Annotated in this window: 23 protein-coding genes; 8 read left to right on the top strand and 15 right to left on the bottom strand. The window is 68.8% G+C overall.

Annotated features, from left to right (window positions below; all coding sequences use genetic code 11):
* The first annotated feature begins 78 nt into the window (after nt 1-78).
* A complete protein-coding gene (locus AB4Y91_RS09940; RefSeq protein WP_441418313.1) occupies nt 79-1,605 on the top strand; it encodes a sodium:solute symporter in 1,527 nt (508 codons plus the stop codon).
* 147 nt (nt 1,606-1,752) lie between these two features.
* On the opposite strand, the gene AB4Y91_RS09935 is transcribed toward AB4Y91_RS09940, so the two are convergent.
* Complete coding sequence (locus AB4Y91_RS09935; RefSeq protein WP_441418312.1) at nt 1,753-1,986, bottom strand: hypothetical protein; 234 nt, start codon at nt 1,984-1,986, stop codon at nt 1,753-1,755.
* 301 nt (nt 1,987-2,287) lie between these two features.
* On the opposite strand from AB4Y91_RS09935, the gene AB4Y91_RS09930 reads away from it, so the two are divergent.
* The gene (locus AB4Y91_RS09930; RefSeq protein ID WP_441418311.1) at nt 2,288-3,463 is read left to right on the top strand and encodes a VIT1/CCC1 transporter family protein; all 1,176 of its coding nucleotides are present in this window, start codon (nt 2,288-2,290) and stop codon (nt 3,461-3,463) included.
* Complete coding sequence (locus AB4Y91_RS09925) at nt 3,463-4,398, top strand: matrixin family metalloprotease (RefSeq protein WP_441418310.1); 936 nt, start codon at nt 3,463-3,465, stop codon at nt 4,396-4,398. Before AB4Y91_RS09930 ends, AB4Y91_RS09925 begins: the two co-directional genes overlap by 1 nt.
* Before the next feature lie 38 nt (nt 4,399-4,436).
* Here AB4Y91_RS09925 and AB4Y91_RS09920 read toward each other — a convergent pair whose 3' ends face one another.
* Together AB4Y91_RS09920 and AB4Y91_RS09915 are read right to left on the bottom strand one after the other, a co-directional pair.
* Nucleotides 4,437-5,570: an LOG family protein gene (locus AB4Y91_RS09920; protein WP_441418309.1), complete on the bottom strand. Its 1,134-nt coding sequence runs from the start codon at nt 5,568-5,570 to the stop codon at nt 4,437-4,439.
* 9 nt (nt 5,571-5,579) lie between these two features.
* Complete coding sequence (locus tag AB4Y91_RS09915) at nt 5,580-6,074, bottom strand: polyketide cyclase / dehydrase and lipid transport (protein WP_441418308.1); 495 nt, start codon at nt 6,072-6,074, stop codon at nt 5,580-5,582.
* 53 nt (nt 6,075-6,127) lie between these two features.
* Here AB4Y91_RS09915 and AB4Y91_RS09910 point away from each other — a divergent pair, with 53 nt between their 5' ends.
* A complete protein-coding gene (locus tag AB4Y91_RS09910) occupies nt 6,128-6,913 on the top strand; it encodes a gamma-glutamyl-gamma-aminobutyrate hydrolase family protein (protein WP_441418307.1) in 786 nt (261 codons plus the stop codon).
* Here the strand turns inward: AB4Y91_RS09910 and AB4Y91_RS09905 are convergent.
* The gene (locus AB4Y91_RS09905) at nt 6,910-8,172 is read right to left on the bottom strand and encodes an MFS transporter (protein ID WP_441418306.1); all 1,263 of its coding nucleotides are present in this window, start codon (nt 8,170-8,172) and stop codon (nt 6,910-6,912) included. The genes AB4Y91_RS09910 and AB4Y91_RS09905 overlap by 4 nt on opposite strands.
* A gap of 173 nt (nt 8,173-8,345) precedes the next feature.
* Between AB4Y91_RS09905 and AB4Y91_RS09900 the strand changes: the two genes are divergently transcribed.
* The 3 genes from AB4Y91_RS09900 to AB4Y91_RS09890 all read left to right on the top strand — a co-directional run bounded on the left by AB4Y91_RS09900 (nt 8,346) and on the right by AB4Y91_RS09890 (nt 9,747).
* On the top strand, nt 8,346-8,795 hold the full coding sequence (locus AB4Y91_RS09900) for a MarR family winged helix-turn-helix transcriptional regulator (protein WP_441418305.1): 450 nt from the start codon (nt 8,346-8,348) through the stop codon (nt 8,793-8,795).
* A 116-nt stretch (nt 8,796-8,911) separates the two neighbouring features.
* On the top strand, nt 8,912-9,268 hold the full coding sequence (locus AB4Y91_RS09895) for an ArsR/SmtB family transcription factor (protein ID WP_441418304.1): 357 nt from the start codon (nt 8,912-8,914) through the stop codon (nt 9,266-9,268).
* Nucleotides 9,265-9,747, top strand: coding sequence for an SRPBCC family protein (locus AB4Y91_RS09890; protein WP_441418303.1), 483 nt, complete (start codon nt 9,265-9,267; stop codon nt 9,745-9,747). The genes AB4Y91_RS09895 and AB4Y91_RS09890 overlap by 4 nt, the downstream gene beginning before the upstream one ends.
* On the opposite strand, the gene AB4Y91_RS09885 is transcribed toward AB4Y91_RS09890, so the two are convergent.
* From AB4Y91_RS09885 to AB4Y91_RS09850, 8 genes are all read right to left on the bottom strand, one after another.
* Nucleotides 9,705-10,505: a triose-phosphate isomerase family protein gene (locus tag AB4Y91_RS09885; RefSeq protein WP_441418302.1), complete on the bottom strand. Its 801-nt coding sequence runs from the start codon at nt 10,503-10,505 to the stop codon at nt 9,705-9,707. The two genes, AB4Y91_RS09890 and AB4Y91_RS09885, sit on opposite strands and share 43 nt — an antisense overlap.
* A 38-nt stretch (nt 10,506-10,543) precedes the next feature.
* The gene (locus tag AB4Y91_RS09880; protein ID WP_441418301.1) at nt 10,544-11,890 is read right to left on the bottom strand and encodes an MFS transporter; all 1,347 of its coding nucleotides are present in this window, start codon (nt 11,888-11,890) and stop codon (nt 10,544-10,546) included.
* An 87-nt stretch (nt 11,891-11,977) separates the two neighbouring features.
* Nucleotides 11,978-12,745 (bottom strand): SDR family NAD(P)-dependent oxidoreductase, encoded by a 768-nt coding sequence (locus AB4Y91_RS09875; RefSeq protein ID WP_441418300.1) that lies wholly within the window; start codon nt 12,743-12,745, stop codon nt 11,978-11,980.
* Nucleotides 12,746-12,780: 35 nt separating this feature from the next.
* A complete protein-coding gene (locus tag AB4Y91_RS09870; RefSeq protein WP_441418299.1) occupies nt 12,781-13,734 on the bottom strand; it encodes a 3-hydroxyacyl-CoA dehydrogenase family protein in 954 nt (317 codons plus the stop codon).
* Nucleotides 13,731-14,249, bottom strand: coding sequence for a ribose-5-phosphate isomerase (locus AB4Y91_RS09865; RefSeq protein ID WP_175322062.1), 519 nt, complete (start codon nt 14,247-14,249; stop codon nt 13,731-13,733). The genes AB4Y91_RS09870 and AB4Y91_RS09865 overlap by 4 nt, the downstream gene beginning before the upstream one ends.
* 12 nt (nt 14,250-14,261) lie before the next feature.
* Entirely contained in the window at nt 14,262-15,983 is a 1,722-nt protein-coding gene (gene dhaL, locus AB4Y91_RS09860) for a dihydroxyacetone kinase subunit DhaL (protein ID WP_441418298.1), read from the bottom strand.
* 62 nt (nt 15,984-16,045) lie between these two features.
* Nucleotides 16,046-17,044, bottom strand: a complete 999-nt coding sequence (locus AB4Y91_RS09855; RefSeq protein ID WP_441418297.1) for a sugar phosphate isomerase/epimerase family protein — start codon at nt 17,042-17,044, stop codon at nt 16,046-16,048.
* A 158-nt stretch (nt 17,045-17,202) separates the two neighbouring features.
* A complete protein-coding gene (locus AB4Y91_RS09850) occupies nt 17,203-17,907 on the bottom strand; it encodes a GntR family transcriptional regulator (protein WP_441418296.1) in 705 nt (234 codons plus the stop codon).
* Nucleotides 17,908-18,147: 240 nt separating this feature from the next.
* On the opposite strand from AB4Y91_RS09850, the gene AB4Y91_RS09845 reads away from it, so the two are divergent.
* Entirely contained in the window at nt 18,148-18,903 is a 756-nt protein-coding gene (locus AB4Y91_RS09845) for a ZIP family metal transporter (protein ID WP_441418295.1), read from the top strand.
* A 29-nt stretch (nt 18,904-18,932) separates the two neighbouring features.
* On the opposite strand, the gene AB4Y91_RS09840 is transcribed toward AB4Y91_RS09845, so the two are convergent.
* The 3 genes from AB4Y91_RS09840 to AB4Y91_RS09830 all read right to left on the bottom strand — a co-directional run bounded on the left by AB4Y91_RS09840 (nt 18,933) and on the right by AB4Y91_RS09830 (nt 22,141).
* Nucleotides 18,933-19,805, bottom strand: coding sequence for an NAD(P)-dependent oxidoreductase (locus AB4Y91_RS09840; RefSeq protein ID WP_441418294.1), 873 nt, complete (start codon nt 19,803-19,805; stop codon nt 18,933-18,935).
* On the bottom strand, nt 19,802-21,304 hold the full coding sequence (locus tag AB4Y91_RS09835) for a four-carbon acid sugar kinase family protein (protein WP_441418293.1): 1,503 nt from the start codon (nt 21,302-21,304) through the stop codon (nt 19,802-19,804). The genes AB4Y91_RS09840 and AB4Y91_RS09835 overlap by 4 nt, the downstream gene beginning before the upstream one ends.
* Nucleotides 21,305-21,367: 63 nt before the next feature.
* A complete protein-coding gene (locus AB4Y91_RS09830; RefSeq protein WP_441418292.1) occupies nt 21,368-22,141 on the bottom strand; it encodes an SDR family NAD(P)-dependent oxidoreductase in 774 nt (257 codons plus the stop codon).
* Nucleotides 22,142-22,144: the final 3 nt, after the last annotated feature.

The raw sequence follows: 22,144 nt of genomic DNA, 5'->3' as shown, positions 1-22,144 counted from the left end.
AGCAGTAACGGACGCCGGCCGCAAGGTTGCGGCCCGGACGCCCTGCGCTGCTTCCGAACAGCTCCAAGGAGCCCCCTTATGGACGCAAGTTTCGTCAACATCGCCATCGTGGTGGTGTACCTCATCGCCATGCTGGCCTTCGGCTGGTGGGGCAAGTCCCGCACAAGGAACAACAGCGACTTTCTGGTGGCAGGTCGCCGGCTCGGGCCTTTCCTGTACACCGGCACCATGGCCGCCGTCGTCCTTGGCGGCGCCTCGACAGTCGGCGGCGTGGGCCTCGGCTACAAGTTCGGTATCTCCGGCATGTGGCTCGTGGTCGCGATCGGCGCCGGGGTGCTGCTGCTCAGCCTGCTCTTCGCCAGCACCATCCAGAAGCTCAAGATCTACACGGTCTCCCAGATGTTGACCCTGCGCTACGGCAGCCGGGCCACCCAGACCTCGGGGATCGTCATGCTCGCCTACACGCTGATGCTCTGCGCCACCTCCACAGGCGCGTACGCCACAATCTTCGTCGTCCTCTTCGGCTGGGACCGGGCGCTGGCCATCGCCATCGGCGGCGCCATCGTCCTGGTCTACTCGACCATCGGCGGCATGTGGTCCATTACCCTGGCCGACCAGGTGCAGTTCGTGATCAAGACGGTCGGCATTTTCCTGCTGATGCTGCCGTTCACACTCAACGCCGCCGGCGGCCTCGACGGCATCCGCAGCCGCGTGGATGCCAGCTTCTTCCAGATTGACGGCATCGGCGTCCAGACGATCATCACCTACTTCGTCGTCTACACCCTCGGCCTGCTGATCGGCCAGGACATCTGGCAGCGCGTGTTCACCGCCAAGACCCCCACGGTCGCGCGCTGGGGCGGCGCGACGGCCGGCGTCTACTGCATCCTCTACGGCGCCGCCGGCGCCCTGATCGGCCTGGGCGCCCGGGTCGCCCTGCCCGACATCGACGTCAAAGCGCTCGGCAAGGACGTGGTCTACGCCGAGGTCGCGACCAACCTGCTGCCGATCGGCATCGGCGGCCTGGTGCTCGCCGCGGCCGTTGCCGCCATGATGTCCACCGCCTCCGGCGCCCTGATCGCCGCCGCAACCGTGGCCCGCGCCGACGTCCTGCCCTTCGTCGCCGGCTGGTTCGGCAAGACCATCAATACCGACGACACGGACAACCCGGAGCACGACGTCAGGGCCAACCGTTTGTGGGTGCTGGGCCTGGGCGTCGTCGCGATCGTGATCGCCATCATCACCAAGGACGTCGTCGCGGCGCTCACCATCGCCTACGACATCCTCGTGGGCGGCCTGCTGGTCGCGATCCTTGGCGGCCTGGTGTGGAAGCGCGGCACCGGGGTGGCTGCGGCTGCATCGATGGCCGTCGGGTCGGTCCTGACCCTCGGCACCATGATCGTGCTGGAGATCAATGCCGAGGTCCCGCTGGACGGCATCTACGCCAACGAACCGATCTACTACGGCCTGCTGGCCTCCGCGGTGGTCTACGTCGCGGTATCCCTGCTGACCAGGCCGACGGATCCCGCGGTGATGAAGAACTGGCACGACCGTGTTGCCGGCGACGCCACGGAGGAACAGGAAAAGGTCCCGGCGCTGAGCCACTAGTCCACGCCTGAACACATGCCCGGCCCGGGAAAGCGGGCCAGGCAGCACCGGCTCCCACAACAACGACGGCGGTGCCTCCCACGCGGAGAGGCACCGCCGTCGTACTGTCCGGATTGTTGCTGAAACAGCCGGTCTGACGCGGGCCGTCTACTCTTCTTCCTCGGCTTCACGGAACTCGTCCGTATCGGCAGGCACTATCGGCTGGTCGTCTCCGAGGAAATCCTCCGCATCGAGCGGGACGTTCCGGTCTGCTTCTTCGAGCAGCTCCTCGTCCACGGTCTCCGCATCGCCGACCGGGGCATCCTCGGCAAAGTCGTAGGCAGGATCAGACTCGACGGAGTCCCTGGCCGGCTGGGCGGCCTGTGGTCCGGTGTTGTCCATGGTGCGACCTCCGTGCGCTCGGGCTGCGGCAGTGGTCTTCAAGCCGCCCGGGCCCTCAGGCTCACGCCCGGAAACGGCCGGACGGGCCTGCCGAAGAACCCGCCCTGACCTTTATTCGAACACCGCCGGCGGTGGGGGTCAAGGGCCGTCCTGCCCGGACGCCGCCGGGCAGTAAGGGTGCTTACTTTACGGCGTACCGAAACTTTCCACTGAGGATTGCCAGCCGAAAATCCGCGGAATTACGGGGTACGCTGGAGTCGCAATGGGGCCGAACCATGCCCCATCAAGCCCAGGAGTTTACGTGTCTCAGCACGCCCCATCTGACCCAAACCATTCTGCCCACAGCCCCTCCGCGGGATCCCCGCCGCGCCCGGCGGCAAGCCTCACGGCAAGTCCCGCCGCCACCTCGGCGGACATCAAGCGCTGGCGGCAGTACCTCGCCGACGAACGCGCCGAGGCATCCGTCTACCGCGACCTCGCACAGAACCGCAGCGGCGAGGAACGCGACATCCTGCTCGCCCTGGCCGAAGCCGAGGGACGCCACGAGGCGCACTGGCTGCAGCTCCTCGGCGAACATGCCGGCCGGCCGCGCCCCGCCTCGCTCCGCAGCCAGTTCCTCGGTTTCCTGGCCCGGCATTTCGGCTCTGTGTTTGTCCTGGCCCTGGCGCAGCGCGCCGAGAGCCGCTCCCCGTATGCGAACGACCCCAGCGCCACGCCGGCCATGGTCGCCGACGAGCAGATTCACGAGGAAGTAGTCCGCGGGCTGGCCACACGCGGCCGCAACCGCCTCGCCGGGAGCTTCCGCGCCGCGGTGTTCGGCGCCAACGACGGGCTGGTCAGCAACCTCTCCCTCGTCATGGGCATGGCCGCCTCCGGCGTGGGCAGCTCCGTGGTGCTGCTCAGCGGTGTGGCCGGCCTGCTGGCCGGGGCCCTGTCGATGGGAGCCGGCGAGTTCATCTCCGTGCGTTCCCAGCGTGAGTTGCTGGCCGCCACCCGCCCCACCCAGGTCACGCTCGCGGCTGCGCCGTCGCTGGACATCGAACACAACGAACTCCTGCTCGTCTACCTGGCCCGCGGCATGTCCCGGGAGGCGGCCGAGCACCGCGTCTCCGAGCGCATGGGGCTGCTGGACTGCGACTGCGATCCGAGCCTTTCATTGCGGCCGGAACTTCCCGAGACGGAGGACCAGCACGAGGCCGTGGGCACAGCCTGGAGTGCCGCGGCGTCGAGCTTCTGCTTCTTCGCCTCCGGCGCGATCGTGCCGATTATCCCGTTCCTGTTGGGCATGACCGGGATCGCCGCCCTCGTGGTCTCCGCCGTCCTGGTGGGGATCGCGCTCCTGCTGACCGGCGGCGTGGTCGGCCTGCTCTCCGGCACCTCCCCGGCCAGCCGCGCATTCCGCCAGCTCGCCATCGGCATCGGTGCGGCCGCTGTTACTTATCTTCTGGGCATGGTGTTCGGCGCGGTGGTCGCCTAGTGGACGATCCCGGGTTCCGGGACCGCTCCCCGCGGCACAGCCGCGCCCGCAGTGCCGTCAGGGTGGTCCGGAACCTTGCGGCTGTCATCCTGATCGCCGGAGCGGCCTTCCTGTCGGCCGGGCTGGTGTACGGCGACCCGCGTTTTGTCGGGCTCTTCGAGTTCAACGGCGGAGCCGACGCCAAGCCGGCCAGCGCCCCGGCGAGCCACCCGACGGCCAGTCCGGCGGGCAGGAAAGCCGGAATCCCCGAAGACGGAGCGCAAATGGCTGTTCCACCGCCCGGTTACGAGGAGCAGGACCAGCCCTTGGGACAGCCGCAGACGCCGCCGTCCGCCAGCAAGTCCTATAAGTTCCTGGCCACCAACGCCGACGGCGGCCCGGTGGGCTACTCCCCCTGCCGGCCCCTGCACTATGTGGTCAACTCCGCCCTGGCCCCCAGGGGCGCCGGGCCGCTGGTGGAAAACGCGATTAGGACCATCTCCGAGGCGACCGGAATCAAGTTCGTCAACGACGGCCCCACCACGGAGGCCCCGTCCCAGTCCCGCGCGCCGTACCAGAAGGCGAGATACGGCGAGCGCTGGGCTCCCCTGCTGATCGCCTGGACCACCCCGGAGCAGGCGCCGCAACTCAAGGGTGCCGTGATCGGCACCGGCGGCAGCACCCACTTCAGCTTCGGTGACGGCCCCAAGAGCTTCGTCACCGGCAGCCTGGAACTGGACGCGCCGCAGATCACGCAGGACCTGGACCGCGGGGACAGCTCGGCGTATGCCACGGCGGTGATCCTGCATGAGCTGGGCCACGTGATGGGCCTGGAACATGTGGACGACCCCACGCAGCTGATGTACCCCGAGATCGGCGCGCCGGACGGGCTGGCCGCCGGGGACCTGAACGGCCTCTACGAGCTGGGCCATGCCCCCTGCCGCAAGGACCTCTAGGCCCCTGGGCACGCCGGCCCCTTGAGCGCCGCGGGCTCCTAGCGTTCCAGCACCGCGAGGGCTTCGTCGACCGTGTCCACCAGGAAGATCCGGTTTTCCATCCGCCGGCCCGCGGCCAGGCTCTGCAGCAGGGGCCAGGCCGGGAACCTGCGCAGCCAGTGCTCCTCGCCCACCAGCACCATGGGCGTGATGGTCTCCGGGGCGCCGTAGTAGTTTTCGCAGGCGTCCTGGAAGATCTCCTGCACGGTGCCGCCGGATCCCGGCAGGAAGATGATCCCGCCGTTGCACAGCTCGAGCAGGACGGCCTCGCGGATCGCGTTGGCGAAGTACTTGGCGATGTGCGTGGCGAAGAAGTTGGGCGGCTCGTGGCCGTAGAACCAGGTGGGAATCCCCAGCGACGGCGTGCCGTCCGGATGGCGTTCGACGACGGCGGCCGCTGCCCGCGCCCATGCCGACACCGAGGGCCGGAAGCCGGGCACGACGGCGAGCTCAGTCAGCGCCTGCTGGAAATCCGTTTCGTCCGCCGCGCTGAGGTAGGCGCCCAGGTTAGCCGCTTCCATGGTGCCCGGGCCGCCGCCGGTGGCGACCACCCTTCCGTTCCGCGCCAGCAGGCGGCCCAGCAGCGCTGCCTCGGTGAAGCCGGCCGAGCCGCGGCTCGCGGCATGGCCACCCATGACGCCCACCATGGTTCGGCCAAGGCACAGCTCCGACCGGGTCAGCTCTTCGAGCGCATCACCGATCGAGTGGTCATGGAGGGCCGCCGCGAGCGTCGCGTCCAGGCGGTGCCGCTGGCCCGGGCGGATGCTCCACTGGTAGACCCTGGCGTCCAGGGTGTCCTCGTAGCGGGCCTCCGCTATGCCCGCGTAGAGCTCCTGCGGCGTGTAGAGCCGGCCGCGGTAGGGGTTGAACGGGACCTTTTCCAGCTTGGGAAAGATCAGGGCGCCGCGGCCGCGCAGTGAATCTTCCACGCCCTCATCGAAGGTGCAGCCCAGGAAGATGGCACCCTGCGCGTCGAGGGACTCCAGCGGCTCCCGGCGGCCACGCAGGTCCAGCGACTGGACGTGCCAGCCGTGCATGGACCGCGCGCCTGCCGCCACCAGCCGGTCGAAACTGCCGGCGCTTTCGACCTCAAGGGTGCGCGGACTCGGATGCAGGCTGCGGGCGGCGCTCATCCGGCGGCCCTAGTGAAGCTGGTCCGGGGCGGGTCCGGACCCGGCTACGGCTTCCGAGGTCATGTAGGCGTCGAGCTTGGCCAGGGTCTGCTCGATGCTGGCCGGGTGGCGGCGGGGGTAGCCGGCCAAGCGGAGGAGGATCCTGGCCCGCACTTCCCGCGCGTCCCACTGCTCGGTGACCAGGGTGCCCGGATTTCCGGCGGTGTCGGCGACCGGATTCAGCAGGTAGCGCCAGACGTGGCCGCCGAAGTGCCGCCACGCGATCCGCCGGCCCTCCTCGAACTCACAGACCGTGTTGAGGATCTTGTAGTCCATCTTGATATTCATTTCCATGCCGAACTTCGCGCCGAGCGCCAGCCGTTCGGGACCGCGCGGCTGGGCACCCTTCACTGTGCCCGAGCCGTCGATGACGCTGTGCAGTGCGGGTGTGGCAAGCACTTCGAAGATGGCTTCCGGAGCGGCCGCGATGAAGCGGCTGCGGGACACGAGATATCTGTTGGTCATCCGGCAATCCTAGCCCTGCGTTGCGATGCGGAACCGGTGGTGCAAAATGAGTCATGCAGATTCCAGCACGGCCCTCCGGCGGCCGCCCCCGCATCGGCCTTCCGGTCCGGCTCAGCAGCTCCCTGGACCCCGATCCCAGGGTGGGCGAGGCCAACGGACTATTTGACTACATTGTTGAGCTGGTGCGCGAGGGCGGCGGCGAGCCCGTGCCGCTGACCAGCGCCGGGGGACTTGGCGGGCTCGACGGCGTCGTACTTCCGGGCGGCGGCGACCTGGACCCCCGGCTCTACGGGGAGGAGGACAGCGGAACCTGCTACGACGTCAACCAGGAGCAGGACGAGCTGGATCTCGCGGTGGCCCGGCAGTGCATCGACGTCGGACTGCCGGTGCTGGGCATCTGCCGCGGGCACCAACTCCTGAATGTGCTCTACGGCGGAACCCTCATCCAGGACATGGACCCGGGCACCGTGTCGCACCGCGAGCCGGATCCCGTCCATGGCTCGGGCCCGTGGGCCTGGCACGAGGTCGGGATCGCCGGAGGCTCGAAGGTGGCCGGGTTGTACGGCAACACCGGACCCGCCGCGGGGTCCGGCGCTGCAGCCGCAGTCACGGTCAAGATTGCCTCCGGCCACCACCAGGCCGTGGCCCGCGTGGCCGAGGGACTCGTCGTGACCGCGGTGGCCGACGACGGGACAGTGGAGGCCCTGGAAGATCCGGAGCGCTGGGTGGCCTCGGTGCAGTGGCATCCGGAGGCCCTTGAGCTTCCCGCCGAGGAGCGGCAGGCCCCGTTCCGCGCCTTCGTGGAGCTCTGCCGGAGCCGTGCGGCGGCCGCTGGTTAGAGCCGCTGCAGCGCGGCGTCTTCCCGCACGTCCTTAGTCTCGCTGGCAGCCGGCCCGGCCACGGCCGCCGCGAGGCGTCCGGCGTCGTGCTTAGCGGAACCCTTGCCGTCGCCCTTCTTGGCAGCAACGGCGGCGAACGCCATCACCACCAGGCCCAGCAGGGTGATTCCGGCGCCCGCCCAGATCGGCGAGGTGTAGCCGAGGCCGGCCGTGATGGTCACGCCGCCCATCCACGCGCCCAGGGCATTGCCGACGTTGAACGCGCCGATGTTGGCGCCGGAGGCCAGGGTGGGCGCACTGTCGGCGTACTTCATGACGCGCATCTGCAGCCCGGGCACGGTGGCGAAGCCGAAGCCGCCCAGCAGCACCATGGAGGCGATGGTCATCGGCTGGTTGGCCGAGGTGAGGGCGAAGACGACGAGCACCAGGACGAGGGCGGCCAGCACCACGAGCAGGGTGCGGTCCACGTTCCGGTCCGCTGCCTTGCCGCCGACGGTGTTGCCGATGAAGAGGCCCACGCCGAAGATGATCAGCAGCCACGGCACGGTGGCCGCCGAGAAGCCGGTGACCTCGGTGAGGGTGAACGCAATGTAGGTGAAGGCGCCGAACATGCCGCCGTAGCCGAGAATGGTCACGAAGATGGACAGCCAGACCTGGCCGGACCGGAAGGCCCGGAGTTCGCCCCGCAGTCCGCCAGCGGCAGCTTCACCCGCCCCGGTCTTCGGCACCAGGGCAAGGATTCCCACGAGGGCCAGTACGCCGATCCCGGTGATGGCCCAGAACGTGGACCGCCAGCCGGCGGCCTGGCCGAGCATGGTGCCAAACGGCACGCCCAGGACGTTGGCCGCCGTCAGCCCGGTGAACATGATGGCGATGGCGCCGGCCTTCTTGTTCGGGGCGACCATGCTGGCGGCCACTACCGCGCCGATCCCGAAGAACGCGCCGTGGGCCAGTGCGGCAATGATCCGGCCGACCATCATCAGGGCGTAGTCCGGCGCGACCGCGGAGACGAGATTGCCCGCGATGAACAGCACCATGAGCACCGCAAGGACAGGTTTGCGTTCGAAGCGCGACACTGCGGCGGTCAGGAGCAGCGCTCCCACCACGACGGCGAGCGCGTAGCCGGAGATCAGCCATCCGGCGGTGGCCTCGGTGACGCGGAAGTCTGCGGCCACTTGAGGCAGCAGGCCCATGATGACGAACTCGGTGAGTCCGATTCCGAACCCGCCGAGGGCGAGTGCTATCAGGCCGATAGGCATGGCTGAGCTCCTTCAAAACTGTACGGGGGGATGTGCGAAGCGTAAGCTAGTAGTTGCAGACGCGTTATTTATTGTTGCACACGCAACTATAGCGCGCAAGCAACTACTTTTGTGGGCTGTCCGTACTTCGCCGTTCGGAGCGCGGCTGCCCGAGCTGAAAGGGAGCACAACAGATGGGCATCAAAGACGACGCCGTCGAGGTCCGGGCGCAAGGCTGGCGGACCCTCGCGGCGCTGCACGGGCTGATCGAAGCGGAGCTGGAGCGCTCGCTGCAGAGCGAGGCGCAGCTCTCGGTAGTGGAGTACACGGTGCTGGACGCGCTGAGCCGGCAGGACGGCTGGCACATGCGGATGCAGCAGCTTGCCCGGGCCACGGCCCTGAGCCCCAGCGCCACCACCCGGCTGGTCAACCGGCTCGAGGAGCGCGGCCTGCTCACCCGGATCCTGTGCGCGGACGACCGCCGCGGGATCTACACCGAACTCACGCCCAGCGGCGTCGAGCTACTGGAGCAGGCGCGGCCCGTCCACGACCACACGCTGGAGCGCGCCCTGGCCCAGGCGCAGGAGGTTCCGGAGCTCGCCCCGCTGGTGGACGCGCTCCCCCGGTTGCACGCGGCAGTCTGAACCTCTTGCCAGCCCGCAGGGTCAGGGCTAGCCTTAAACAACCAGTAGGTTGATCAACGTATGCATTGAATAATGGCAGTTGAATAACCGGCAGTTGAACAACGGAGCTTGACCACATGGCCGACGACGAACACCTCGACACCGCCTTCCTGGCGCTTGCCGATCCCGTCCGCCGCCGCATCATCGCCCGGCTCAGCCGGGGCCCGGCCACGGTCAACGAATTGGCGGAACCCTTCGCGATCACCAAGCAGGCGGTCTCGAAGCACATCCAGGTCCTCGAGCAGGCGGGGCTCGTCACGCGAACGCGGGACGCCCAGCGCCGGCCCGTCCACCTGAACCCCGCACGGCTGGAGGCGCTCACCGCCTGGATCGACCAGTACCGGCTGGTTCGCGAGGAGCAGTTCCGCAGCCTCGACGCCGTGCTCCGATCCCAGGCCGCCGCGCGCGGCACCCAGGCAAAGGACTCATCATGAGCAACGCCCTGAAACTCACGGTTCCGGAAGGACTGCCCTTCATCGACTTCGAGCGGGAGTTCGACTTTCCCGTGGCGGACGTCTTCCGGGCCCACAAGGAACCGGAACTCGTCGCCCAGTGGCTCGGCCCCCGGCGGATCACCATGGACGTGGACCACTACGACTTCCGCACCGGCGGCAGCTACCGTTACACGCACACGGGGCCCGACGGCGTCGCGCACCGGTTCAGCGGCGTCTTCCACACCGTCCGGGAGAACGACTTCGCGGTCCAGACCTTCGAATACGGCGGCTACCCGGACGTGGTGAGCATCGAGTTCCTCACCTTCCGGGACCTCGGCGGCGGCCGCACCCGGCTGAGTGCGCATGCCGTCTACCCCAGCATGGAAGCCCGTGACGGCATGGCGCAGTCCGGGATGGAAGGTGGCCTGACCGAGGGCTACGAGCGGCTCGAAGAGCTGCTGGCCGGCGCGAAGGTCTGAAGCGCTTCGTCCAGCACCCGGCCGAGGTTCGAGGCGTCGTGCGCAAAGCGCCCCAGGAATAACCCGTCGGCGGACGCCAGCTGCGGCAGCAGCCCGGGTCCGGCGCTGCCGCCGTAAATGATGGGACACGGCGCGCCGAGCCCTTGGCGGATCAGCTGCACCACCGCGTTGACGTACGTGGGCGCGGCGGGCTGGTCCGCCCCGATCGCCCAGACCGGTTCGTAGGCCAGGACCAGACGGGGCGTCAGCGACTCGTCGCCCCCGGTCGCGGCCCGGACCTGGCGCAAACAGAAGGCCGCGGCCTCCTCGGGGCCCAACGTGCCGGGCTCGCCGATGCAGAGCAGCGGCGTGAGCCCGGCGTCGACGGCTGCCCGGACCTTGCGGGCCACGACGTCGTCGTTCTCGCCGAACAGTGCCCGGCGCTCCGCATGGCCGAGCTCCACCAGCGAGACGCCGAGTTCGGCCAGCATGCCCGGGCTGACCTCCCCGGTCAGCGCCCCGTCCCCCCAGGCGCAGTTCTGTGCGCCAAGGAGCGCCGGCGAGCCGGCCAGGATTTTCCCGGCCTCGGCCAGGACCGGGAAGGACGGGATGACGAACACCCGGACGTCCCGGCCCGCGGCCAGGGCGGGCCGGGCGTCCACCACGGCGCGCACCTCCGAGAGCCAGCGCAGGCTTTCCTGATAACCCAGGTACATCTTGGTGCTGACACCGATGTACAGGGGGTCGACGGCGGCGCTGGTGCCGGAGGTGCGGCTCATGGGTCTCCTTTAGCTGGGGCTGGGCGGCCGGACCGGATCTAGTCCAGCAGCTCGTCCGCCTTGTTGCTGAACCGCCGGGTGGCGAACATCATCGCCGCCGCCACGAAGGGCAGCACACCCAGGGCGTAGACGCCCATCGAACCCGTGGGCGAATGCGTGGCCTCGTTCACCGCCGTCCGCAGGATCGGGGCGACGAAGCCGCCCAGGTTGCCCAGCGAGTTGATCAGGCCGATGCCCGCCGCCGCGGCGGAGCCGGCGAGGAACGCCGTCGGGTAGGACCACACCACCGGGCCGACCGCGAGGAAGCTGCAGACCGCCAGGGTAATGAAGATCATGCCCAGCACCGGCTGGTGGTTGGTGCCGGCCCAGGCCGAGCCGAAGATGCACAGGCCGGTCGAGATGAACAGCGCGGTGCCGAACTTGCGCCGTTTGGCCACCGTGTTGGCGGCCTTGCCGATGAAGTAGCAGGAGAAGATGCCGAAGAACCAGGGCACGGCGATCAGCAGGCCGACGGCGAGGCCCACCTTCTGCCCGGTCAGGGACGAGACCTGCTGCGGCAGGAAGAACGTCACGCCGTAGACCGCGATCTGCAGGCAGAAGTAGATCGCGGTGAAGTACCAGACCCTGCCGTTGCGCATGGCGGCGAGGATGCCGCGGGGGCCGTGCTCGTCCTTGATGTTGTCCTCCAGCGCCATGACTTCCTTGAGCGCGAATTTCTCCTCGCTGCTGAGGAACTTAGCCTTGGCCGGACCGTTGATCAGGAAGAAGAAGGCCGCGATGCCGGCCAGGACGGCGAGCAGGCCCTCGACAAAGAACATGACCTGCCAGCCGCGCAGTCCCGGAACCTGGTCACCGATGTTGATCAGCCAGCCGGAGAGCGGGTTGCCGATCATCTGGGAGAACGGCTGGGCCAGGTAGAAGATGGCGAACATCTGCACGCGCACCTTGTTAGGGAACCATTCGGCGAGGTACATGATCACGCCCGGGAAGAGCCCGGCCTCGGTGACACCGAGCAGGAAGCGCAGGACCACAAACGAGGTCTCGCCCTGCACGAAGGCGAAGCAGGCCGAGACAATGCCCCAGGTGATCGCGATCCGGGCCAGCCAGATCTTGGCGCCCACCTTCTTGAGCAGCAGGTTGCTGGGAATCTCGAAGATCGCGTAGCCGATGAAGAAGATGCCGGCACCAAGGGCGAAGGCCGCAGCGGACACGCCCTTGTCCGCACCCAGGGCGGCCTCGGCGAAGCCGACATTGGTCCGGTCCAGGAACGAAACGACGTACAGAATGACCAGCATCGGCATGAGCCGGCGGGCCGCCTTGGAGATCGCGGACTTCAGGACCGGACGGGCCAGAAGCTCCTTGGATGTAGCGGTGGTTACGGACACAGCACTCTCCTTCGAGTGATGAGGTGGGGTGGTTCCCCCGCGGGCCGGCGGCCCGCGGTTTCTGCTGGCTCCCGCGGTCGGGAGCCGTCAGTGCATGTACAGGCCGCCGTCGACGTTGAGCGTCTGCCCGGAGATGTAGCCTGCGTCCTCGCCGATCAGGAAGTGGATCGCGGCCGCAATGTCGCGGGTGCTGCCCACGCGGTTCACCACCAGGTCCTTGACGAGCTCATCCTTGCGTTCCTCGCTGAGCGTCCCGCCCATGATGTCGGTATCGATCGGACCGGGTGAGATGGCGTTTACGGTGATGTCGTACTCGCCCAGTTCGCGGGCGGTGGCACGGGTTAGACCGATGACGCCGGCCTTCGCCACGGAGTACGGGGTCTTGCTGAAGGTTCCGCCGCCGCGCTGGGCGGAGACGGAGGAGATGTTGACGATCCTGCCGAGCCGGTGCTTTACCATCGATTCGGCCGCCCGGCGGGTGGCGTAGTGCACGCCGTTCATGTTGATGTTGAGCACCCGGTCCCACTCGGCGGCGTCGAGTTCCAGGTAGGGCACCGGAGAGCTCACCCCGGCGACGTTGGCCAGGGCTACGAGCTGCGGCAGTTCGGCCTCGATCTCGTCGATCGCGGCGCGGACCGAGGCCTCGTCGCCGATATTGGCGCCGGCGCCGTGGGCTTGCACGCCGTGCTTTTCGGCCAGTTCCTTGGCCAGGGCCTTACTGGCGGCGTCGTCCAGGTCGATCACGCCGATGTTCCAGCCGCGTTCGGCGAGGTAGTCTGCCGTGGCCCGGCCGATGCCGCGCTCGGAGACGGCTCCGGTCACGATCACGGTGCGGTCTGTGGGGAATGAGGTCATGGAGGTTTCCTTGGGAGGTTAGGGTGAGGGGGTTGTCAGGCGAGGGGCGCGGGGCCCAGTTCCTCGATGAGCTTCTGCATGGCGACGTAGGCCTTGTTCCGGTAGGCCACCAGGGCGGCGGTCCGGTCGGCGGGGACGTTGAGGAAGCCGGAGCCGGTCTTGGTTCCGAGCTGGCCGGCGTCGACTTTTTCCTGGAGGATCTGCGGCGTGGCAAACCGCTCGGGGAAGCCGGTCTGCAGTGACTTGTAGCAGAAGGCGTACACGTCGAGCCCGGCCATGTCCGCGATCGCGAACGGCCCGAAGAACGGCAGCCGGAAGCCGAAGGTGGTGCGGACCATGGTGTCCACATCCTCGGCCGTGGCGATGCCTTCCTCCACAACCTGCGCGGCCTCGTGGAAGAGGGCGTACTGCAGCCGGTTGAGCACGAAGCCGGTGACATCCTTGACGGTCGCTGTTTCCTTGCCGGTCTCCGCCACGATCGCGCGGGCGGCTTCCACGGCGGCCTCGGAGGTACCCGCGTGCGGGATGACTTCCACGCCCGGGATGAACGGCGCCGGGTTGGAGAAGTGGACGCCCAGGAAGCGCTCCGGGTTCACCACGACTTCGGCGAGCTTCGCGATGGAGATGGTGGAGGTGTTGGAGCCGATGATGGCGTCCGGCCGGGCGGCGGCACTGATCCGGCCCAGGGTGCCGTGCTTGATCTCCAGGACCTCGGGTACGGCTTCTTCGATGTATTCGGCGTCCGCGACGGCCTCTTCGATGTCCTTCGCGGCCCAGAGGTTTTCCTTCAGCCGTTCGGTGGAGCCGGCCGGGAACAGGCCGGCCGCGACGAACTCGTCGGATTCCTTGAGCAGCCGCTCGTAGTTGCTCTGGGCGATCTCGGCGGAGACGTCGGCGAGGGCGACGCGGGCTCCCGCGAGGGCCAGTACCTGCGCGATTCCGCCGCCCATGTAGCCGGAACCGACGACGGCGATGTTACGAGGGGTCATGTGGTTTCAAGTCCTTCCGGGGCTCCTTCATAGGAGTGGATTGCGTCCACCTTGGCCGCGGATGCGGAGGTGTCGTCGAAGCGGTGGCCCAGCCATTCGCCGACGAGTTTCTTCGCCAGTTCCAGGCCGATGACGCGCTGGCCCATGGTCAGCACCTGGGCGTTGTTGGACAGCACGGAGCGTTCCACGGAGTAGCTGTCGTGCGCGGTGACGGCACGGATGCCGGGGACTTTGTTGGCCGAGATGGCCACGCCCAGTCCGGTGCCGCAGATCAGCAGGGCCCGGTCGGCCTCGCCAGCGGCGACCTTGCGGGCCGCGGCGACGGCCAGGTGCGGGTAGGCGGTGCTGTCGTCCGGTCCGACGCCGACGTCCTCCACGGAAGCGACCCGGGGGTCCGCCTCGAGCAGTTCGCGCAGGGCGTTCTTGTATTCGACGCCGGCCTCGTCGTTGCCGACGACAATCCGCCAGCCGGGCTGGGGGTCGGTGGTGCTGTGACTCTGTGTCTCGTGTGACAAGGGATTTCTCCTTCAGCTGCGTTCGATGGAGGCTGCGTAGTCGGCCACCCGGCCGGCGATCAGGCCAAATGACACGGCCCCGGGGTCGGGGTGGCCCAGGCTCTTCTCGGCCAACGGCCTGGCCCGGCCCTTCTTGGGGCTGAGCGACGCCGTGGCTTCGGCGGCCTGGGCGGCCGCGTCGGCCGCGGTCCGCAGGCTGCGGGCCACGCCGTCGCCGTCGTCGATTGCCCGGTTGAAAACGTCAGCGAAGGGAAGCAGCGCGTCCACCATCGTCTTGTCTCCCGCTTCGGCTTTGCCGAGGGTGATGATGGCGTCCCGGAGGGCGTCGACGGCGGCGGCCGCGTCCGCCGGAGTATAGGCGTCCTTGCTGCCGAGGGCCCGGCCGACGGCGGTGACCGCGGCCCCCCAGAGCGCTCCGGAGGTGCCCCCGGCGCGTTCGGCCCACTGCTCGCCGGCCGCCGTGAGGAGTTCCTCCAGTCCGGCGCCGGCCGCGTGCGACTGTTCGGCCGCGGCGACGGCGGCGTCCACACCGCGGCGCATGCCGATGCCGTGGTCGCCGTCGCCGGCGATCGCGTCGAGTTTGCCGAGGGCTTCCTCGTGTTCGACGACGACCGACTGGGCCACCTTGAGCACGCCGACGGCGGTGGCGGCCAGCGAGGTCGACGCCGCCGTGGCAGCCAGCGCGGGCGCTGCTGCGGCGTCGGCCTGCGCGGAGAGGGTCCGGGCCCGGCGCGGAGCCAGGTTGCCCTTGCGGAAGGCTGGGGTGTCGGCCGGTGCGGACCAGAACTTTTCCAGCTCCGCGTCCAGCCAGAACAGCGTCAACGAAAGTCCGGACATGTCCAGGCTGGTGACGAGCTCGCCGCATTCCGGTTCAACGATCTCAAGTCCCGCGGCGGTCAACAGGGCCTCGATCTTCCCGAACAGGAGGAACAGCTCGTCGTATTTGACCGTGCCGAGGCCGTTGAGGATCGGCACCACGCGGCGGCCCGCGGTTTCCGGCTTGTCCTTGAGCAGTCCGTCCACCAGCAGTGCTGCCAGTTCGCTGGCCGTCGGCAACGGCTGTTCGGAGATCCCGGGTTCGCCGTGGATGCCGAGGCCCACGGACATCATGCCCTCTGGCACCGTGAACAGCGGTTCCGCGGCGCCCGGAAGGGTGCAGCCGGCGAAGGCGACGCCCAGCGAGCGCGTGTGGTGGTTGGCCTTGACTGCCAGCCGTTCCACCTCGTCCAGGTCCAGCCCGGCCTCGGCGGCGGCCCCGGCAACCTTGAAGACCGTCAGGTCCCCGGCAATACCGCGGCGTTTGGCGATCTCCTCGAGCGGGGCGCTGGCAATGTCGTCGGTCACCAGCACGGTGCGGGTCTCGATGCCCTCGGCGTTCAGCTTGTCCTGTGCCTGGCCGAAGTGCAGCACGTCCCCGGCGTAGTTGCCGTAGCTCAGGAGCACACCGCCTCCGGACTCCGCGGCCTTGACCACGCGGTAGACCTGGCCCGCGGATGGCGAGGCGAACATGTTTCCGCAGGCGCTGCCCGCGGCCAGTCCGGCGCCGACGAGGCCGGCGAAGGCCGGGTAGTGCCCGGATCCCCCGCCGATCACGAGCGCGACCTGGCCGGCCGGCGTCTCGGTGGAGCGGACAACACCGCCATCCACCCGTGCCACGTACCGGCGGTGGACGGCGGCAAAGCCGTCCAGGGCGTCGTCCGCGAAGCTTGCGGGATCGTCAAATATCTTGGTCATGATTCCTCGTTGAACCGGTTGGAGCGGATGGAACACACGGCAGGACCGGGGGCCCCGCCGGTTTAGAGTGCGGGGACGGCCGCCGGGAGCTGCCGGCCCTGGGCCACCAGGGAAGTGCCGAGCGCGTACCCGTCGCGTTTGGGCAGGACCTGGCGGCGCAGGTAGTCCTGGTTGGCGGCGGTGACGCTGAGGCCGTCCCCGCCGTAGTGCTCGGTGCAGATGATGCCCTGGAAGCCGACGGAGATGGCGAAGTGGAAGGCCTCGCGGTAGCTGATCAGACCGGATTCCATCGGTGCGGGCATGGCGACGTACTGGTCTTTCGCCCGGTTTTCGTCGCGGACGTAGTTCTTGACGTGCCAGTAGTTGGCGTACGGCAGCGTCTTGTGGACCATTTCCCGCCAGTCCTCGATCGGCCGGTGCAGGCGGATCAGGTTGCCGATGTCCGGGTTGAGCCCGACATTGGACAGGCCGATGTCCTGGACCAGTTGCACCGACGAGTCGGCGGTTCCGAGGTAGGTGTCCTCATACATCTCCAGGGAGACCAGGAGCCCGAGCTCGGCCGCGTGCCGGCCGACTTCGCGGATCCGGGTGACAGCCTTCTGCCAGGTTTCCTTGTCCCCCACCGGGTCCTGGTGGCCCTGGACGGTCCAGAACCAGAGCTGTTCGCGCTGGGCGGGAGTCAGGGCCTGGTGCAGGCCGATCGACACGACCTCGCAGCCGAGCTGCGCGGCGGCGTCGAGGGTGCGGTGGGTGTAGGCCAGGTTGTCTTCCCAGTTGGCCTCGTCGATCACACTGCGGCGGATGGCCGAGATGGCCGGGAGGCCGATTCCGGCGTGCCGGGCGGCGGCCGTGAGTTCATCCAGCCGGGCCGGGCTCAGGTCCCCCGGACGCACCCAGCTGTCGGTCAGGTCGGCGTTGGCGAAGCCCGCGTCCGCGACCTCCTCGAACACGCGCTGCCACTCGGCGGCGGGGGCATCCTGGACGGAGGTTCCGTCGGGCCGGATGCCCGGGAACTGCAGCAGGGCCGCGGTGATAGGCCAGTTTTCGGCGGTGTACGACATTGTCACTCCAAATCTTGAATCACATTTCCTATAGGATTCACCCGATAGGAAAGCTTGTCAAGGGTTTTTGTGGATCGGGACGCGGGCCGAACCGGAGGCCGGGGCCGGGCAGCGGGCAGCGGAGGGTGCCGTCGCCCGGCGTAGCCGGCGGGTTTGGCCTAGCTGCGCACTTCGCTGTCGTGTACTTCGCTGTCGTGCTGGGAACGCTGCTTGACCCCTTCGATGTGCGCGATCATCTTCTTCCGCGCCAGGTCGGCGTCGCCGGCCTCAAAGGCCCGCAGGATCTCGGTGTGCTCCGCGATCGCAAAGTCGGCGTCGGTGACGCCGAGCCCGCCGAAGAAGCGGAAGCGCTGCACCTGTCCGCCGAGCGCGTTGTACGCGGAGAGAAGGAACTGGTTGTCCGCGTGCTCCGCGATGAGCCGGTGGAACCGTTCGTCGGCCTCCCAGTAGGCGCGGAACTCGGAAAAGGACGGCCCCCGGGGCGCGGCTTTGAGGTCGTCGATGGCCTGCGCTAGCTGGGCGGTGAGGTCGGCGTCGGCGTGGCTGCAGGCCATGAAGGCGTTGGCCGGTTCGATCACCAGGCGCGCGTCCATCAGGTCCGCCAGTTCGTCCGCGGTGAAGAGCGGCGCCACCCGGTAGCCGCGCAGGGCGGTCCGGCGCACCATGCCGGTGGCTTCCAGCCGGGCCAGCGCCTCGCGCACGGGCGTCGGCGAGACGTCCAGTTCCCGGGCCATCCCGTCGATGCTGACCGGGGTGCCGGCTTCGAGCCGGCCGTCCATCAAGGCGATGAGAAGCGCTTCGTAGACGTGGTCGGCGAGGACCTGCCTGCTGACGCCGCGTGCGGCCGGATCCTTGATTGCCATACTGGAATCCTATAGCCGCCCCGCCCCGCGGGACGCCGGCCGTAAGCCTTTCCGGGATCGCTCCCCCGGCTATACCGTCGCCGGGACCGGCGACGGCGCAACTTAGAAAGCATGCTTATATTGTCATGATCGAGGTGCGGCAGCGCTCAGTGGTGACTGGGTCGCCTTGCGGCGCGCCGGGTCGCTGCGCCGTGCAGGCCATGGCGTCATCGTGATGGAAAGAATGGAAGGTGGAACAAGATGCCCACATGGGTGCAGGCCCTGCTATGGGGAACTGTGGCGGGCGCAGCGCTGGTTCTGGGTTCGGCCATTGCCTGGAAGTGGACGATCGCCCCCAAAGTCGTCTCCTCCATCATGTCTTTTGGGGCCGGAGTCCTCATCTCCGCCCTGTCGTTTGACCTCGTCGATGAAGCCGAAAAGGGCGGCGGTCTCTGGCCGACCGTGGCGGGATTCCTTGCCGGAGCACTGGTCTACGTTGGGGCGAACGCGCTGCTGGCCCGGCGAGGAGCCAAACACAGGAAACGCTCCGGCGGAAAGCAACCCTCTGAAAAGGACAAGCCGGGCAGCGGCACCGCGATCGCCATCGGAGCCTTACTGGACGGGATTCCCGAATCCGTCGTCCTGGGGCTCGGTCTCGTCTCAGGAGGATCGGTCAGCACGGCCGTGCTCGCAGCTGTGTTCATCTCCAACGTCCCCGAAGGGCTATCCAGCACAGCGGGGATGAAAAAATCCGGCCGCAGCGCCGGGTACGTCTTTGGCGTGTGGGGAGGCATTGCCCTCATCTCCGGACTGGCGTCGCTGATCGGCTATGCCAGCCTGCAAAACGCTCCGGCGGAGATGGTCGCCTTCATCACCGCAATCGCCGCCGGCGCGATTCTGGCCATGCTTGCCGACACCATGATCCCGGAGGCTTTCGAGGAACACCATGTCCTGACGGGCCTCATTGCAGCTGTGGGCTTCCTGGCGGCCTTCACCATCAGCCAGGCCGGGGGCTGAACACTCCCCCGGCCCGCCGGCAGTCAACGTTAGTGCCCGCGCAGCACCTCGATCACTGAAGAGTCGTCCCGCCGGCCGAGCCCCTTACGCCGGCCGCTGAGGTAGAGCTGCTCGGCCGCGGCGGCGAGCGGAGCCGGGTAGGTGCTTTCCCGCGCCGCCTCGACCACAAGCCCCATGTCCTTGACGAAGATGTCCAGGGCGCTGCGGACCTCGGTGTTGTCCGGGTCCACCATCCGGGAGCCCCGATCATCGAACATGAACGATGCCGCGGCGCCCGAACGCAGCACCTCCCAGGTCTGCTTCGGGTCCAGGCCCAGGGCCTCGGCGAAGGCCAGGGCCTCCCCGGCCACGGCGATGTGGACGCCGCACAGCAGCTGGTTGACGAGCTTCACCTTCTGACCGTCGCCAACGTTCGCACCCACCACGGGGGCAGAGCTTGCCATCGCGTCCAGCAGCGGCCGCACCACCGCCAGGGCCCGTTCGGAGCCGCTGACCATCATCAGCAGCTCGCCGGTGGCGGCGCGCTTGGTACCGCCGGAAACCGGGGCGTCCACCAGTTCGACGTCGAACGCCGCCAGCCGCTCAGCCAGCGACACCACCGCGGCTGGACCGACGGTGGCCATCAGGAGGACCACGGTGCCCGGGCGCAGGGCCGCAGCGAGGTCGTCCACGCCGAAGAGCACCGCGTCGGCCTGGGCCGGCGTCGCGACCATCAGGGCGACGACGTCGGCCTCGGCCACCGCCTCCTTGGCCGTGGCCGCCGGTGTCAGGCCGGGAACTGCCAGCGACTGCGCCCGGCCTTCGGCAACGTCAAAGGCGGCGACCTCGTGTCCGGCTTCGGCAAGGACGACCGCCATCGGTCCGCCCATCGCGCCCAGCCCGATCCATCCGACCTTGGTCATGGGGTTACTTCCTTTCCTGGTGCCGCGGACGTGGCGCCGCGGAAGAGTTCAATGGTGTCGGCGAGCGCGTTCTCGTCGCCGACGTTGCCCGCAAAAACGACGTACGGCATTCCCTGCACGCCCGGGGCGGCGTCGTCGGGCCGGAGCACCGAGACCATGCCGGGGAACAGCTGGCCGAGCACGGTGGCCCGCCTGATTCCGAGGCCCCGCACGGCGACGTCGTGCGAGGTGATGCCGCCCTTGGCGATCACCCAGACGGGCTGGGCGGGAAGGGCGGCCTGGACTACCTCGATCAGGGCCGCGGATACGCTGCGGGCGATCTCCAGGCTGGCGGCAGCGTCGGCGCCCTTGAGCAGCGACCGCGAGGTGTAGAGCAGGACGTCGGAGTCGGCGACGGCGCTGACCACCCGGGCCGCGGTGTCTGCAATGTGCGCACCGCGCGCCGCCGGATTGACGAGCTCGGCGACGGACAGTTCGACCTCGGTCACGCCGCCCCGGGCCTGCGCCGCAGCGACCTGGCGTGCCGTCTGGCCCACATGGGAACCGACGACGGCGAGCCCGTGGCCGGCCGGGCGGCCGTCGGGCCAGATGTCCTGCGCCTGCAGGGTCGGCTTGGGATCGAGCCCTGCGAGCGCACGGACAAAGGACGGCCCGGTGCGGTGCAGGAACACTTTGCCTTCGCGCTGGACCTGCTGCAGGCCGAGGACGACGATTTCCAGGTCCGCGAACTCGGTGGCGTTGACGATGATGAGCTGCAGATCGCTGGCCGAGCGCAGGATCTCCGCGACCCGGTCCTCTCCCCCGTGGCGGATGTCCTCGAGGCTGATGCTGAGCACCTGCTCCGGCGTGACGGTGCCGCCGCTTTTCTCCGCGACGAAATCCTTCAGGTCGGAGGACCGGTATCCGAAGGTCGCGTCCTTGGCGAACTCGGTTTCCCCGGCCGGGACGGGTTCCCCGCCCACCATGGCCCAGTGCACATCCCCGGCGGTGAAGCGTCCGGCTTCGAAGTAGGACGGGGCCAGCAGGACGCCGTCGAACCCGCGCCCGGTCACCTCGCGCCGGACGGCGTCAAGGGTGCGGATTTCGGCCATGACATGGCCGCGGAGGGTTGAGTCGCTCCGACTGACCAGGTCCAGAGGCGCACCGAGCCGCTCCTCGAGCTCGAACAGGGCCCGGCCGGCCGCCTGGTTCAGGGCGACCGCGTCGGCCTCGTCGAGGCTGCGGGTGTTGGTCAGGATGAAGCAGGTCGACTCCGGCCGTGCAAGGGCCGCGGCGTACTCGTCTGCCTCGAGCACGGTGACGACGGAGACGCCGTGCACGGACTGCGAACCGGTCGGGTCGTCGTCGAGCACTGCGGTCCGCCGTCCGGTTGCGGCGCGGTAGTCGCGGATCCGCTGCCGGCCATCGGCCAGGCGCAAGGGTTCAGGGGCGGGTGCGGGCCCGGCCGGGGCGCTTGGGTGTGCAGTGGGATGGCCGGCGGGGTAGGTTTCGTGGGTCATGCTGTGATCCTTCCGGGTGCCGTGCGGCCGGAACCGCACGGCACTTCCAGAGGCGCCGGGAGGTCAGGAGACCTGCAGGCCGCCATTGATGTCGTAGGTGGCGGCCGTGATGTAGCCGGCGTCCTCGCTCAGGAGGAAGGCCATGAGCGCCGCGACTTCGTCGCGGGTGCCGACCCGGCCCATCATGATGCCCTCGGACATGGCGGCTTTGCGCTCCTCGCTCAGCGTGCCGCCCATGATGTCGGTGTCGATCGGGCCCGGGGCCACCGCGTTGACGGTGATGCCGAACTCTCCGACTTCGCGGGCCAGTGCCCGGGTGAAGCCGAGGATTCCGGCCTTCGAGGCGCTGTAGGCCACTTTGGAGAACGTTCCGCCGCCGCGTTGCGCGGAGATCGAGGAAACGCTGACGATCCGGCCGAGCCGGCGTTCGATCATGCCCTTGAGGACCCGCTGCGAAACGATGAAGGTGCCGCGCATGTTGATCGCGAAGACCTTGTCCCATTCGGCGACGGAAGTCTCCATGAACGGCGTCGGCGAGCTGATGCCGGCGAGGTTGGCCAGGCCGACGATGGGCGGAAGCGACTCCTCGACCTCGGTGATGGCCCGGTCCACCGAGGCCTCGTCCGAGACGTCGGCGCCGACGCCGATCGCCTTGACGGCCCGGTTGGAGCCGATCTCGGCTGCGGCGGCTTTGGCGTCCTCGGCGTTGATGTCCAGGATCGCGATCGACCAGCCGTCGCGGGCCAGCCGGTCGGCCGTGGCGCGGCCGATGCCGCGGGCGGAGGCGGCGCCGGTCAGGACGACGGTGCGTTCGGCGGGGAAAGTGCTCTGTGTCATGAG

Source organism: Arthrobacter sp. YAF16 (assembly GCF_052113385.1).
Taxonomy (GTDB): domain Bacteria; phylum Actinomycetota; class Actinomycetes; order Actinomycetales; family Micrococcaceae; genus Arthrobacter.
This window is presented reverse-complemented; position numbering and strand designations above follow the sequence as displayed.

What these genes read in the sequence shown, in the direction of transcription:
- AB4Y91_RS09830 (WP_441418292.1), bottom strand. Translation starts at nt 22,141, where the DNA reads ATGACACAGAGCACTTTCCCCGCCGAACGCACCGTCGTCCTGACCGGC.
- AB4Y91_RS09900 (WP_441418305.1), top strand. Translation starts at nt 8,346, where the DNA reads ATGGGCATCAAAGACGACGCCGTCGAGGTCCGGGCGCAAGGCTGGCGG.
- AB4Y91_RS09895 (WP_441418304.1), top strand. Translation starts at nt 8,912, where the DNA reads ATGGCCGACGACGAACACCTCGACACCGCCTTCCTGGCGCTTGCCGAT.
- AB4Y91_RS09910 (WP_441418307.1), top strand. Translation starts at nt 6,128, where the DNA reads ATGCAGATTCCAGCACGGCCCTCCGGCGGCCGCCCCCGCATCGGCCTT.
- AB4Y91_RS09890 (WP_441418303.1), top strand. Translation starts at nt 9,265, where the DNA reads ATGAGCAACGCCCTGAAACTCACGGTTCCGGAAGGACTGCCCTTCATC.
- AB4Y91_RS09885 (WP_441418302.1), bottom strand. Translation starts at nt 10,505, where the DNA reads ATGAGCCGCACCTCCGGCACCAGCGCCGCCGTCGACCCCCTGTACATC.
- AB4Y91_RS09905 (WP_441418306.1), bottom strand. Translation starts at nt 8,172, where the DNA reads ATGCCTATCGGCCTGATAGCACTCGCCCTCGGCGGGTTCGGAATCGGA.
- AB4Y91_RS09915 (WP_441418308.1), bottom strand. Translation starts at nt 6,074, where the DNA reads ATGACCAACAGATATCTCGTGTCCCGCAGCCGCTTCATCGCGGCCGCT.
- dhaL (WP_441418298.1), bottom strand. Translation starts at nt 15,983, where the DNA reads ATGACCAAGATATTTGACGATCCCGCAAGCTTCGCGGACGACGCCCTG.
- AB4Y91_RS09935 (WP_441418312.1), bottom strand. Translation starts at nt 1,986, where the DNA reads ATGGACAACACCGGACCACAGGCCGCCCAGCCGGCCAGGGACTCCGTC.
- AB4Y91_RS09875 (WP_441418300.1), bottom strand. Translation starts at nt 12,745, where the DNA reads ATGACCTCATTCCCCACAGACCGCACCGTGATCGTGACCGGAGCCGTC.
- AB4Y91_RS09920 (WP_441418309.1), bottom strand. Translation starts at nt 5,570, where the DNA reads ATGAGCGCCGCCCGCAGCCTGCATCCGAGTCCGCGCACCCTTGAGGTC.
- AB4Y91_RS09940 (WP_441418313.1), top strand. Translation starts at nt 79, where the DNA reads ATGGACGCAAGTTTCGTCAACATCGCCATCGTGGTGGTGTACCTCATC.
- AB4Y91_RS09840 (WP_441418294.1), bottom strand. Translation starts at nt 19,805, where the DNA reads ATGACCAAGGTCGGATGGATCGGGCTGGGCGCGATGGGCGGACCGATG.
- AB4Y91_RS09845 (WP_441418295.1), top strand. Translation starts at nt 18,148, where the DNA reads ATGCCCACATGGGTGCAGGCCCTGCTATGGGGAACTGTGGCGGGCGCA.
- AB4Y91_RS09850 (WP_441418296.1), bottom strand. Translation starts at nt 17,907, where the DNA reads ATGGCAATCAAGGATCCGGCCGCACGCGGCGTCAGCAGGCAGGTCCTC.
- AB4Y91_RS09835 (WP_441418293.1), bottom strand. Translation starts at nt 21,304, where the DNA reads ATGACCCACGAAACCTACCCCGCCGGCCATCCCACTGCACACCCAAGC.
- AB4Y91_RS09870 (WP_441418299.1), bottom strand. Translation starts at nt 13,734, where the DNA reads ATGACCCCTCGTAACATCGCCGTCGTCGGTTCCGGCTACATGGGCGGC.
- AB4Y91_RS09855 (WP_441418297.1), bottom strand. Translation starts at nt 17,044, where the DNA reads ATGTCGTACACCGCCGAAAACTGGCCTATCACCGCGGCCCTGCTGCAG.